The sequence below is a fragment of the Streptomyces sp. NBC_00433 genome, assembly GCA_036015235.1.
Classification (GTDB): domain Bacteria; phylum Actinomycetota; class Actinomycetes; order Streptomycetales; family Streptomycetaceae; genus Actinacidiphila.
The window spans coordinates 6,911,505-6,924,692 of record CP107926.1; the positions used below are offsets into that span (position 1 = coordinate 6,911,505).

The 13,188-nt window shown below is 72.6% G+C and carries 10 protein-coding genes; 3 read left to right on the plus strand and 7 right to left on the minus strand.

Annotation, left to right across the window (positions count from 1 at the left end; all coding sequences use genetic code 11):
* Positions 1-2 precede the first annotated feature (2 nt).
* The 5 genes from OG900_29500 to OG900_29520 form a co-directional block, all read right to left on the minus strand.
* Complete coding sequence (locus tag OG900_29500) at positions 3-683, minus strand: zf-HC2 domain-containing protein (GenBank protein ID WUH93843.1); 681 nt, start codon at positions 681-683, stop codon at positions 3-5.
* A complete protein-coding gene (locus OG900_29505; GenBank protein WUH93844.1) occupies positions 680-1,306 on the minus strand; it encodes a sigma-70 family RNA polymerase sigma factor in 627 nt (208 codons plus the stop codon). Before OG900_29505 ends, OG900_29500 begins: the two co-directional genes overlap by 4 nt.
* 159 nt (positions 1,307-1,465) lie before the next feature.
* On the minus strand, positions 1,466-2,338 hold the full coding sequence (panB, locus tag OG900_29510; GenBank protein ID WUH93845.1) for a 3-methyl-2-oxobutanoate hydroxymethyltransferase: 873 nt from the start codon (positions 2,336-2,338) through the stop codon (positions 1,466-1,468).
* A gap of 303 nt (positions 2,339-2,641) precedes the next feature.
* A complete protein-coding gene (locus tag OG900_29515; GenBank protein ID WUH93846.1) occupies positions 2,642-3,301 on the minus strand; it encodes a methyltransferase domain-containing protein in 660 nt (219 codons plus the stop codon).
* 58 nt (positions 3,302-3,359) lie between these two features.
* Positions 3,360-5,747 carry an excinuclease ABC subunit UvrA gene (locus tag OG900_29520; GenBank protein ID WUH93847.1) on the minus strand — a complete coding sequence of 796 codons (2,388 nt, stop codon included), beginning with the start codon at positions 5,745-5,747 and terminating at the stop codon, positions 3,360-3,362.
* Between the two features lie 229 nt (positions 5,748-5,976).
* Between OG900_29520 and OG900_29525 the strand changes: the two genes are divergently transcribed.
* From OG900_29525 to OG900_29535, 3 genes are all read left to right on the plus strand, one after another.
* Positions 5,977-7,569, plus strand: a complete 1,593-nt coding sequence (locus tag OG900_29525) for an MFS transporter (protein WUH93848.1) — start codon at positions 5,977-5,979, stop codon at positions 7,567-7,569.
* A complete protein-coding gene (locus OG900_29530) occupies positions 7,566-8,186 on the plus strand; it encodes a TetR/AcrR family transcriptional regulator (GenBank protein WUH93849.1) in 621 nt (206 codons plus the stop codon). The genes OG900_29525 and OG900_29530 overlap by 4 nt, the downstream gene beginning before the upstream one ends.
* 415 nt (positions 8,187-8,601) lie before the next feature.
* A complete protein-coding gene (locus OG900_29535) occupies positions 8,602-9,648 on the plus strand; it encodes an endonuclease/exonuclease/phosphatase family protein (GenBank protein WUH93850.1) in 1,047 nt (348 codons plus the stop codon).
* A 24-nt stretch (positions 9,649-9,672) separates the two neighbouring features.
* On the opposite strand, the gene OG900_29540 is transcribed toward OG900_29535, so the two are convergent.
* Both OG900_29540 and OG900_29545 read right to left on the minus strand, forming a co-directional pair.
* Positions 9,673-11,202 (minus strand): hypothetical protein, encoded by a 1,530-nt coding sequence (locus OG900_29540; GenBank protein WUH93851.1) that lies wholly within the window; start codon positions 11,200-11,202, stop codon positions 9,673-9,675.
* Between the two features lie 126 nt (positions 11,203-11,328).
* Positions 11,329-13,089 (minus strand): NAD+ synthase, encoded by a 1,761-nt coding sequence (locus OG900_29545; protein WUH93852.1) that lies wholly within the window; start codon positions 13,087-13,089, stop codon positions 11,329-11,331.
* Positions 13,090-13,188 lie beyond the last annotated feature (99 nt).

A 13,188-nucleotide genomic window follows, 5' to 3' on the forward strand; every position in this document is an offset into this window, starting at 1 on the left:
GCCTACGTCGGTACGGTGACGAGCAGGGCGCCGGTGTCGGTGCGGACGTCGAAGTGCGTGATCGCCGAGGCGTGCAGCCCCGCGGCGCCGTGCACGGTGAGGGGCGCGGGCCGGGTGTCCGTGCCGTAGCCGCCGGCCGGGACGGACCAGGTGGCCACCGTCTGCGCCTTCCCGTTGGCGCCGAAGGCGATGAGGCTGCAGGTCAGCGGCCCCTCGACGCCGGTGAGGCGCAGGTCGACCACGCTGCCCCACCCCTTGTCGGTGACCCCGACGACCGCGGACACGCCCGTCGCCGGGTCGGAGGCGGTGTGCTGGTCGGAGCCGAAGCTCTGGACCGCCGCGGGGGAGCCGCCGCCGTCCTGGGTGGCCAGCACGGCGACCGCCGGGCCGCCGACGACGAGGATCGCGGCCGCCGCGACCGAGATCAGCCGCCGCCGCCGGTGCGCGCGCCGCTCGCCCGAAACCTCCGCGAGCAGCCGGTCGAGCACCGCGTCACCGCTGGGCATCTCCGGGAAGCCCAGCCCGTCGTCCCGCAGCTCGTCGAGCACCGGTACGACCCCGCTGAGCTCGTCGAGCTCCTGCCCGCACAGCTCGCAGTCCAGCAGGTGCGCCTCGAAGCGCGCCATCTCCTCGTCGTCCAGCGCGCCGAGCAGGTAGGCGCCCACATCCATGTGCGGGTTCATGAGGTGGTCACACCTCTCTCCTCCAGTGCGTTCCGCAGGGCGCGCAGCGCGTAGAACACCCGGGAGCGTACGGTCCCGGGCGGCAGCCCCAGCTCTTCGGCGGCCTCGTTGACCGTACGGCCGCGGAAGTACGTGGCGACCAGCGCCTCCCGGTGCGCCTCGGACAGGTCCTGGAGCGCGTCCGAGATCGTCATCAGCCGCAGCGAGCGCTCCATCTCGTCGTCCGCCGGCAGCTGCTCCAGCGCCGCGGGCGACGTCTCCGGCGGGCGGGCCTGCCGGCTGCGATGGGAGTCGATGACTATGCGCCGGGCCACCGTGACCAGCCACGGCCGCAGCGACCTGGCGGCCGGGTCGAGCCGGGAGGCGCTCTTCCACGCCCGCAGCAGCGTCTCCTGCACGACGTCCTCGGCCAGGAAGCGGTCGCCCGCGACGAGCCGGAGCACGTAGGCGTAGAGCGCGCCCGCGTGCTCGCGGTACAGCGCCCGCATCAGCTCCTCCTCCGGGGCCGAGCCTGCGGGCTCCGAAGGTCCGAGGGGTGGTCCGTCCACGGGCGCATCCTGCCCTACCCGGGGCGCCCGGTCGAGTTCGCCGGTGAGGGCGCCGCCCCATGTGGTGAAGGTCATGGTGTCTTCCCGTATGTGCCGGTGGCCGCCGCCCCTGGGGGAGGCGCTTACCGACACATACGGACGCGGCGGCGGGTTGTCTCAAAAGAATCGGCGGCACTTCGGGAAAACCCGGAAGTGTCGGGACACCCGCCGCCGCGGAGATCCACACGACAGACCCTAGTGGAAGGTGTGCTCCTCGGCCGGGAAGGCCCCGCCGACGACCTCCTCGGCATACGCCCTGGCGGCGTCACCGAGGGTCTGCCGCAGGTTCAGGTACTGCTTGGTGAAGCGCGGCACCTTCCCGCCGGTCAGCCCGACCATGTCGGTCCACACCAGCACCTGCGCGTCGGTGTCGGGGCCCGCCCCGATCCCGATCACCGGGATGTGCAGCGAACGGGTGACCTCGGCCGCGACCTCGGCCGGCACCAGTTCGAGCACCACCGCGAAGGCGCCGGCATTCTGCGCCGCCTTCGCGTCCCTGATCAGCTGCTGCGCCGCCTCCTCGCCGCGGCCCTGCACCCGGTGGCCGAGGGTGTTCACCGACTGGGGGGTCAGCCCGAGGTGCGCCATCACCGGGATGCCGGCCTGCACGATCGTCTCGGTCTGCGGGAGCGACCGCTCGCCGCCCTCCAGCTTCACCGCACCGACCCCGGCCTCCTTGACCAGCCGGGTGGCGCTCCGCAGCGCCTGCACGGGCCCCTCCTGGTACGACCCGAAGGTCAGGTCCCCGACGACCAGCGCACGGCTCGTACCCCGCACGACGGCCGCGGCCAGCATCGTCATGTGGTCCATCGTGACCGGCACGGTGCTGTCGAAGCCGAGGTGGCAGTTCCCCATCGAGTCCCCGACCAGCAGCACCGGGATCCCGGCCTCGTCGAAGACCGACGCGGTCATCGCGTCGTAGGCGGTGAGCATGGGCCACCGCTCCCCGCGCTCCTTGGCGAGTGCCAGGTCCCGCACGGTGACCCGCCGGGTCGCCGTCCCCCCGTAGAGCGCCTTGGGATTGTCGCCGCCCGCAGGCGTTTTCTGGGCAGCCGGAAGTTGCGTCATGGTGACAGCTCCCTCATGTCATCTCGAGGCGCCCTGACGGCGTCCCCGGATCCCCTCCATGCTGACACGCCTCGCGTGCGCCGCAAAGGGGAGCCGCGCTGTGCGGTAAGCCACCCGCGCCGCCGCGGCGCTCGGGCAGCCGCCGCCTCGCGGGGCGGAGCCGGTCGCCGGGCTGCACCCGCAGGGCTGGAATCGGGCACTGCGCGCACTCGCGGTGGCCGCCCCCGACGACGCCTGGCCCGAGACCGAGGCGGTCGGCGGCCGGTGGAACCGCCGGAACGCGACCAGGCTGACACCTACGGGCTACGTGCCCGGGGCGGCGGCCGCGGCGAGGGTGTCGTAGCCGACGAAGGTGAACATCCGGGCGTCCGCCGCCAGCGGGCGCGGGGGCGCCGTGCGGTGGTGGACGCCGACGCCGAAGCCGGCGTCAGGGGCGGAGAGGAAGCGCCGCTCGAAGCCGCGCGCTTCGAACCAGTCGCAGATCCGCGGCACCAGATCCGGCGCCTTGCGGTGCCTGGTCCACACGAGGGTGCCGCCCCGACGGCACAACGCGGCGCAGTGGTCGACCGTGTTGCGGACGTCGTCGTCCGGAATGTTGCCGAACACCCCGCACATCAGGACCAGATCGGCCGGCGCGGCCCCCGCGTACAGGCGCGTCAGCGCGGCGTCGTCCTCGATGACCTCGACGCCGTCCAGCCCGGCGGCGGCCGCGGCCTGCCGGGCCGCGGCGACGTTGCGCGGGTCCAACTCGACCAGCCGGGCGGTCACATCGACCGCCCGCGGGTGCCCGGCCAGCACCTCGATCAGGTCCCGGCCCTGCCCGGCGCAGACGCTGACGACCCCGATCGGCCCCGCGGGACACGCGTCGAGCGCCGCGCGGATGTGCTGCTGGACGACGAGCAGCCGCCGCCCGAGGGAGGAGTCCGTACGGTCGTAGAAGTCGTGCCAGCCATGCCAGTCCATGCCCGCACCCTACGAAGCCCCGGCCCCGGTCCGCACCCCGTATTCCCCGGGCGGCCTCTCACCCCGTGACGTAGGCCGCCAGGTGCTGGGCGGTCAGGGTGGACCCGGTGGCCACCAGGTCCGCCGGGGTGCCCTCGAAGACGACGCGGCCGCCGTCGTGGCCCGCGGCCGGGCCGAGGTCGATGATCCAGTCGGCGTGGGCCATGACGGCCTGGTGGTGCTCCACGACGATGACGGACTTGCCGGAGTCGACGAGGCGGTCGAGCAGGGCCAGCAGTTGTTCGACGTCGGCGAGGTGGAGGCCGGTGGTCGGCTCGTCCAGGACGTAGACGCCGGCCTTCTCGGCCATGTGCGTGGCCAGCTTGAGGCGCTGGCGCTCGCCGCCGGACAGCGTGGTGAGGGGCTGGCCGAGGCTGAGGTAGCCGAGGCCCACGTCGGCGAGGCGCGTGAGGACCGTGTGCGCCGCCGGCGTATGCGCGTCGCCCGAGCCGAAGAATGCCTCGGCCTCGGCCACCGACATGGCCAGCACCTCGCTGATGTCCCGCCCGCCGAAGCGGTATTCGAGCACCGACGCCTGGAAGCGCCGACCCTCGCACTCCTCGCAGACGCTCGCGACGCCGGCCATCATGGCCAGGTCGGTGTAGACGACGCCGACGCCGTTGCAGGTCGGGCAGGCGCCTTCCGAGTTGGCGCTGAAGAGCGCGGGCTTGACGCCGTTGGCCTTCGCGAAGGCCTTGCGGATCGGGTCGAGCAGGCCGGTGTAGGTCGCCGGGTTGCTGCGGCGCGAGCCGCGGATCGGGGCCTGGTCGATCGAGACGACGCCCGCGTCCGCGGGGACGGAGCCGTGTACGAGCGAGCTCTTGCCGGAGCCGGCCACGCCGGTGACGACGGTGAGCACCCCGAGCGGGATGTCGACGTCGACGTCGCGCAGGTTGTGCGTCGTCGCGCCGCGGATCTCCAGCGCACCGGCGGGCTCGCGTACCGCCTTCTTCAGCGCGGCCCGGTCGTCCAGGTGGCGGCCGGTGACGGTGCCCGAGGAGCGCAGGCCCTCGATGGTGCCCTCGAAGCAGACGGTGCCGCCGTCGGCGCCGGCACCGGGGCCGAGGTCGACCACGTGGTCGGCGATGACGATGGTCTCCGGCTTGTGCTCCACGACCAGCACCGTGTTGCCCTTGTCCCGCAGTTGCAGCAGCAGCTCGTTCATGCGCTGGATGTCGTGCGGGTGCAGGCCGATGGTCGGCTCGTCGAAGACGTAGGTGACGTCGGTGAGCGGCGAGCCGAGGTGGCGGACCATCTTGACGCGCTGCGCCTCGCCGCCCGACAGGGTGCCGGCCGGGCGGTCGAGCGAGAGGTAGCCCAGGCCGATCTCCACGAAGGATTCCAGGCTGTCGCGCAGCGACTCCAGCAGCGGTGTCACCGAGGGCTCGTCCAGGCCGCGGACCCAGTCCGCGAGGTCGCTGATCTGCATCGCGCACGCGTCGGCGATGCTGGTCCCGCCGATCTTCGAGGCCCTGGCGCCCTCGCTGAGGCGGGTGCCGTCGCACGCGGGGCAGGTGTCGAAGGTGACCGCCCGCTCCACGAAGGCCCGGATGTGCGGCTGCATCGCGTCCTTGTCCTTGGACAGCATCGACTTCTGGATCCGGGGGATCAGGCCCTCGTACGTCATGTTGATGCCGGCGATCTTCATCCGGGTCGGCTCGTGGTGCAGGAAGGCGTGCAGTTCCTTCTTGGTGTACTCGCGGATCGGCTTGGCCGGGTCGACCAGGCCCGACTCCTTGTAGAGCCGCATGTTCCAGCCGTCGGAGCCGTAGCCGGGGATGGTGATCGCGCCGTCGTCCAGCGACTTGGCGTCGTCGTAGAGCTGGGTCAGGTCGATGTCGGAGACGGTGCCGCGGCCCTCGCAGCGCGGGCACATGCCGCCGGTGCGGTCGAAGGTGGCCTTGACCGCCTTCCTGGCGCCGCGCTCGACGGTGATCGCGCCGGTCGCGTGGACCGAGGGCACGTTGAAGGCATAGGCGCTCGGCGGGCCGATGTGCGGCTGCCCGAGCCGGCTGAAGAGGATGCGCAGCATCGCGTTGGCGTCGGTGGCGGTGCCGACCGTGGAGCGCGGGTCGGCGCCCATCCGCTGCTGGTCCACGACGATCGCGGTGGTCAGCCCGTCGAGCACGTCGACGTCGGGCCGGGAGAGCGTCGGCATGAAGCCCTGGACGAAGGCGCTGTAGGTCTCGTTGATGAGCCGCTGCGACTCTGCGGCGACCGTGCCGAAGACCAGGGAGCTCTTGCCGGAGCCGGAGACCCCGGTGAAGACCGTGAGCCGGCGCTTGGGGATCTCGACGCTGATGTCCTTGAGGTTGTTCACCCGCGCGCCGTGCACCCGGATCAGATCGTGGCTGTCGGCACTGCCGGGCGCCGGCGGCTTCCGGTCCGTCCTGGTGGGCTTGGCCATGGCGGTGTCTCCCTCGGTCGCGCGGGCCGCCTTCCCCGGACCGGCCCTGGGGCCACGCTACGGGCGCGCGGCGGGCGGCGCTTCTTTATTCGTGATCGGCTCCTGAACATGCGTGATCGGCTCCTGAACATGCGTGACCGGCTCCCGACCCGCCTTCCACGGCCGGTTTTACCCGGACTTTACGATACGAGACACCTCCGTATCGTAAACCCGACCTACGCTGGCAAACATGGCCGACAACCCGACTTTCACCGTCCCTGAGGCGGTACACCGCCGGCGCTGGGCGATCCTCACCGTGCTGCTGTTCAGCCTGCTGGTCGTGGTGCTGGACAACTCGATCCTCAACGTGGCGATGAAGACGATCGCGCAGCCGAAACCGACCGGGCTCGGCGCGACGCAGAGCCAGCTGGAATGGGCGATCAACTCCTACACCCTGGTCTTCGCCGGCCTGCTGTTCACCGCGGGCCTGCTGGGCGACCGGCTCGGCCGCAAGAAGGTGCTGCTCTTCGGCATGCTGGTCTTCGGCATCGGCTCCGCGCTGTCGGCGTCGGCCGGGTCCGCCGGCGAACTGATCGCCTTCCGCGGCCTGATGGGCTTCGGCGGCGCCTTCATCATGCCCGCGACGCTGGCCATCATCATGAACGTCTTCCAGCGCGAGGAGCAGCCCAAGGCGATCGGCATCTGGGCCGGCGTCGTGGGCCTGGCCATCGCGATCGGGCCGATCACCGGCGGCCTGCTGCTCCAGCACTTCTGGTGGGGCTCGGTCTTCCTGGTGAACGTGCCGATCGTGATCGCCGGCCTCATCGCGATGTTCGTCCTCGTCCCGGACTCGAAGGACCCCAGGCCCGGCAAGCTCGACCCGGTCGGCGTGCTGGTGTCCATGGCGGGCCTGGTGCTGCTGATCTACGGCATCATCAAGGGCGGTCAGGCCGGCGACTTCACCAAGCCCGAGGTGTGGGTGACCGTGCTCGGCGGTGTGCTGGTCCTGGCCGGCTTCGTCTGGTTCGAGAAGCGCAGCGACCACCCGGCGCTGGACGTCACGTACTTCAAGAAGCGGCAGTTCTCCGCCTCCGTCGCCGCCATCGGCCTGGTCTTCTTCGCACTGATGGGCGTGACCTTCTTCATCGTCTTCTACACCCAGTCCGTACGCGGCTACAGCGCCCTGCAGTCCGGCCTGCTGCTGCTCCCGCTGGCCGCGGCCCAGATGGTCTTCGCGCCCAGGGCGCGGCTGCTGGTCGACAGGTTCGGCGCGCGGGCGGTCTGCGCGGCCGGTATGACGATGACCGGCGTGTCCTTCCTGGGCTTCCTGCTGCTCGGCGCGGACACCCCGATCTGGGTGCTCGAAGTGCTGTTCTTCCTGATGGGCACGTCCATGGCGCACGTCATGCCGCCCGCCACCGTGATGATCATGTCGTCGCTGCCGCGGGAGAAGGCCGGCTCTGGCTCCGCGATAAACAACGTCTTCCGCCAGGTCGGCGGGGCGATCGGCGTCGCCGTGCTGGGCTCGCTGATGTCCACGGTCTACCGCAACGGCATCAACAGCCACCTCGGCGGCCTGCCCGCGCCCGCCCGGCACTCCGCGGGGGAGTCCGTCGAGGCCACGCTCGGCGTCGCCGCGAAGCTCGGCCCCAAGGGGCAGGGCCTGGTCGAGCCCGCCCACCAGGCCTTCATCCACGCCATGCACGTCACGGCGGCCGCCTCCGGAGGTGTCGCCCTGGTCGGCGCGCTGGTGGTGGTGGTCTTCCTGCCCGGCAAGGCCAGGCCCGCGGCCGCCGAGCCCGGCGGTGAGACGGAACTGACGATGGCCGGGGCGGAGCAGTGACCGGACCGGATACGACGGCCGTGCCGCGCGGACGCCCGCGCGACGCGGCCGTCGGCCACAAGGTCGTCGAGACCGTCCTGCGGCTCATCGCCGAGGGGACGCCCTTCGGCGACCTGACGATGGAGGGCATCGCCCGCGAGGCCGGCGTCGGCAAGGCCACGGTCTACCGGCGGTGGGCGAGCAAGGACGCGCTGCTGCTCGACGCGATGGCCGCCGTGGACAGCCCCGCGCTGCCGGTGCTGCCCGGCACGTCCTTCCGCGACGACCTGGTCGTCGCGGTCGAGACGATACGTCGGCGCGGCCTGGCCAAGCGGGACTCCGCGATGCTGCGCAACATGCTGACGCAGGTTCAGAACAACCCGGAGCTGTGGCGGCGCTACCACGAGACGGTCATCGCCACGAGGCGTGCCGCGCTCCGCCGGCTGCTGGAGCGGGGCATCGCCCTGGGCGCGGTCAGAGCGGAACTGGGCTCGGAGCTGGACGTGCTGGTCGACTTCGTCACCGGCCCGATGCTCGTCCGCACCGCCTTCCACCAGGACGCCCCGCTGGAGGAGGGCCTCTCCGAGCGGGTGGTCGACCTCATCCTGCGCGGCATCGCCCCCGACCCGCCTCCGTAGGACCTGTCTGGCAAATCCCGTCTGGCCGGCGGGGCCTGGCACGCACGCTCTCCCCCTGCCTTCGGCGGGAGGTGCCCCCAGCGTTGTCGGTCGTCGGCGCGGCCCGCTGCGCTCTGTCCCCCTGGGCCTGGCGGCCCGGGAGGTGCCCCCACCCCCCACCCTCCGCCTTGCGATCGCACGCACCAGACTCCGCCAGCCCCGCCCCAAGGGGGCGGACGACGCTGTTTGCCAGACAGGCCCTCGGGCGCCGCGCCTGCCGGGACCCCTCCCCGGAGGGGAATCCGCAGGTAAGCGTTCTGTCACAAGCAGGGTGATATGGGGGCGCGGGGGGAACCCGTGCGGGGGCGGGGGCCGTCGGTTCACATATCGATCCCATAGGGTCGGCAGAGCACCCGGCAAGGCAGCGAGGATCCTCATGACCCAGGCGCAGAGCAGCACGGACGCGGCCGCGGGCGGCGACGGCACGCCGGAGCCCGCGCGGGGCGGTGGGCGGGACCGGGTCCTGGAGCGCTTCCTGCGCTGGTGGCGCCCCGCCGGGATGTGGCGGCGGGGCATCGTGCTGGCCGCCGCGAGCGTGCTGCTCACCGTCGTGCTGTTCTCGCACTCCACGATCCCCAACCGGATCGGCAACCTCGGCAGCCTGCTGGAGACGTTCCTGCCCTGGCTCGGCCTGGCGCTGCCGGTGCTGTTCGTGCTGGCGGTGCTGCGGCGCTCCACGACCGCCCTGATCGCGCTGCTGCTGCCGTCCCTGGTGTGGCTGAACCTCTTCGGCGGGCTGCTCATCGACAAGTCCGAGTCCGGCGGCGACCTGACGGTGGTGACGCACAACGTCAACGCCGAGAACCCGGACCCCGACGGCACCGCGCGGGACCTGGTCGCCGCCGGGGCCGACGTCGTGGCGCTGGAGGAGCTGGCCGAGAGCCAGGCGCCCCGGTACGCGCGGGATCTCAAGGCGGCGTATCCCTTTCACTCGGTGCAGGGCACGGTCGGGCTGTGGAGCAAGTACCCGATCAGCGGGGTGCGGCCGGTGGACATCAAGATGGGCTGGACGCGGGCGATGCGGGCCGCGGTGAGCATGCCGGACGGGAAGGTCGCCGTCTACGTGGCCCATCTGCCGTCGGTGCGGGTGAAGTTCGACGCCGGTTTCACCGCCGGGCAGCGGGACAGCGCCGCCGACTCGCTCGGCGAGGCCATCGCGGCGGAGCCGCTGCACAGCGTCGTGCTGCTCGGCGACCTCAACGGCACCATGAACGACCGGGCGCTGGCGTCGGTCACCTCGCAGATGCGCTCCACCCAGGGCGCCGCGGGCAACGGCATGGGCTTCAGCTGGCCGGCCGGCCTGCCGATGGCACGGATCGACCAGATCATGGTCAAGGGCGCGGAGCCCCGGTCGTCCTGGACCCTGCCGAGGACCGGCAGCGACCACCTCCCGATCGCGGCCCGCCTCCAACTGCCGCGGTAGCCGGCCCGATCCGGCGCGGTGCGGTCAGCTCCCGTACAGCAGGCGCACGTTGTCCCGCGGTGCGGGCCGGGACCGGCCCGCCGGCCCCGCGGCGAAGCCGGTGAGCACGTTCTCGGTGGCCCTGGTGACGAACAGCCGGGTGCGGTCGTCCATCCCGTGGTCGCCGCCGTCCAGGCCGGTGCCCGCCATGAGCCCCTCCACCCAGCGCATCGTCCCGGTGGCGAAGACACCCGCGCCGCCCGGCACCGTGTAGTAGGCCGAGTCCGAGTGGCTCGCGCGGCCCTGGCAGACCAGCGGCGAGTGGGCGAGGACCTCGACCGGCGCCGGGGCGGGGAAGCCCGGGTCGACCCGGTCGTACTCGTCGCCGACGAGGTGCTCGAAGCGGTCGCCCCGCGCGGCGCCGGTGCCCGCGAAGATCCAGTGGCCGGCGTTCTCCACCACATAGGGGGCGTCCACCGGAAAGCCCTCGTAGATGACCCCGGTCAGCGCCGACTCGGGGTCGGGGGCCGGCCGGGCGCGGAAGTCGTTGGTGGGCTTCGCCGGGTGCAGCGCCAGGTAGGGGTCGAGGCGGTAGTCGGTCTTGTAGCAGACCACGGTGCGGGCGCCGCCGTCCGGTCCCTCCTCCAGGCGGATCCGCCGGTAGCAGGAGTTCGCGCCCAGGAAGACCAGGTTGGTGCCCGCGTCCCGCGCCGCCGTGACGTACGCGCGCTGCTCCGGCGTCCAGTATTCGTCGTGCCCGAGCGAGACGGCCGTGGCCGCGCCGCGCAGCACCCCGGGGTCCCGGTGGACGTCGACACCCGTCGTGTACGCCAGCGGCAGGCCGAGGCGCTCGGCGAGCACCACCAGGGCCCGCTCGTAGACCAGGAACTTCTCGGCGCCGCTCGCCGCGTAGGGCCGGTCGAAGGACACCGCGTACGACCGGTGCCCGTAGGTGCCGTCCCGGCCGGTGTAGAGGCTGTAGCCGCCCCAGTCGTTGTACGCCTGCCAGGTCGTGGGGGCGTGCATGATCAGCGTCCGGCCCGCGGCGCCGGCCGAGCGGACCACCAGCGGGACATACCGCTGGTGGCCGCTGGCCGCGGTGAGCACCAGCAGGTAGGCGCCCTCCGGCCAGCCGCCGGTGTCGACGTCGAGGCTGCGCTCCCAGCCGGCCGTCACGGTCCTGGTGGGCACGGCGAGGCGGCCGCGCGGCTGCCTGCGGCCGGGGACCCACGGCGAGGTCCACACCAGCGCGGCCTGCTTGCCGCCGTACCACCCCACCCGGAAGGCGGCGGCGCGGAAGGAGTCCGCGGTCGTGGACACGTGCAGCCCGACCTGCTCGCCGGGAAGGACGCTGGCCTTGTCGGTGTAGCCCTCGATGGCGTCCTGCGGACCCTCGGGGGTGATGCGCCAGTCGTCGGAGCGGGCGGGCCGGACGCGGTGCGGCGGGGCCGGTGGGCCGGTGTCGCAGCCGGCCGCCGCCACCGTGACGGCCCCGGCGACGGCCGCGGACAGCACGCTCCGCCGCCCCGGGCCGCGCGGGGGCGCACCGCTGCCGCACCCGCCGGTCGCGTCCACTTCCGCCTTCCTCCTGGCGGCCGAGGGCCCGTGCCGCCGCTCGGCTCCGTCAGGACGATCCTGCGGGCGGACCGGCCGCCGCACGAGCCGGGCGCCGCCAGAAGCGGCAGTCGCCCGGCGCCGGGGTCAGGACGGCTCGCCCTCGCGCCAGCGGTTGGTGATCGGCAGCCTGCGGTCCTTGCCGAAGCCCTTCGCGGAGATCTTCGTACCCGGCGGGTACTGCCGCCGCTTGTACTCGGCGGTGTCGGTCAGCTTCAGGATGCGGGTCACCAGATCCGCGTCGAAGCCGGCCGCGACGATCGCCTCCCGGCCCTGGTCGCGGTCCACGTACAGCTCAAGGACGCGGTCGAGCACGTCGTAGTCCGGCAGCGAGTCGGTGTCGACCTGGCCGGGGCGCAGCTCGGCGCTCGGCGGCTTGCTGATGGAATTCTCCGGGATCGGCGGCGTCTCGCCCTTGGCCTGCGCCACCGAGTTCCGCCAGCGGGCCAGCCGGAAGACGGTGGTCTTGTAGACGTCCTTGATCGGGCCGTAGGCCCCCACCGAGTCGCCGTAGAGGGTCGAGTAGCCCACCGCCAGCTCGCTCTTGTTGCCCGGCGCGAGCACGATGTGGCCCTCCTGGTTGGAGATCGCCATCAGCGTCACCCCGCGCAGCCGGGACTGCAGGTTCTCCTCGGCCAGCCCGGTCAGCGACAGCGACGCCATGTACGCGTCGAACATCGGGGCGATCGGGACCGTGCGGAAGTTCAGCCCGGTCCTGCGGGCCAGCTCCGCCGCGTCGCCCCTGGAGTGGTCGGAGGAGTAGGCCGACGGCATCGACACGCCGTAGACGTTGTCCGCGCCGACCGCGTCGCACGCGACGGCCGCGACCAGGGCCGAGTCGATACCGCCGGACACGCCGATCAGCACCGAGCGGAAGCCGTTCTTCTCCACGTACGCGCGCAGGCCGGTGACCAGCGCCCCGTAGACCTCGGCGTCGTCCGCGAGCCGCTCGGCGACCTCGCCGGTGAACTGCGGTGCGTACGGCGCCACCGGCTCCTCGGACAGGGTCACGTGGCGGATCTCCAGGCCGTCGGCCACCCGGCCGGACGGGGCCTCGGCGGGCGCGGCCGGCAGCTCCAGGTCGAGCAGCACGCAGTCCTCGGCGAACTGCGGGGCACGGGCGATCACGTCGCCGTCCGGCGAGACCGCGATGGTGTCGCCGTCGAAGACCAGCTCGTCCTGCGCGCCGACCATCGCCAGGTAGACCAGTGTGCAGCCGGCCTCCTGGGCCCGCTTGCGCACCAGGTCGAGCCGGGTGTCGTCCTTGTCCCGCTCGTAGGGCGAGGCGTTGACCGACAGCAGCAGGCCGGCGCCGGCCGCGCGGGCGCCGGGAACCCGGCCGCCGTCCTGCCACAGGTCCTCGCAGATCGCCAGCGCCACGTCGACCCCGCGGACCCGGATCACCGGCATGGTGTCGCCCGGAACGAAGTAGCGGAATTCGTCGAAGACGCCGTAGTTGGGCAGGTGGTGCTTGGCGAACCGCAGCGCCACCTTGCCGCGGTGCAGCACCGCGGCGCAGTTCTGCGGGGCGCCGGCCGGCTGGCCGAACCGCGGCCTGGCGTCCTGGCTGCGGCCCAGGTAGCCGACCACGACCGGCAGCTCGCCGAACCCCTCGGCCTGGAGCCGCCCGGCCAGCTCCACCAGCGCGCTGCGGCTCGCCTCGACGAACGACGACCGCAGGGCCAGGTCCTCCACCGGGTATCCGGTGAGCATCATCTCGGGGAAGGCCACCAGGTGGGCTCCCTGCCCGGCCGCATGCCGGGTCCAGCGCACGACCGACTCGGCGTTCCCGGCGATGTCGCCGACGCGGGCGTCGATCTGATTCAGGGCGAGTCGTAGTTGAGGCACGGCCCCAGTCTAATCGTCACCTAGACGAAATCGCTGTCGCCCGGATCACACGGGCGGTTCCCCTGCCCCGGGGAGAGGGTGCCCCCAGGGGCGCGGGGA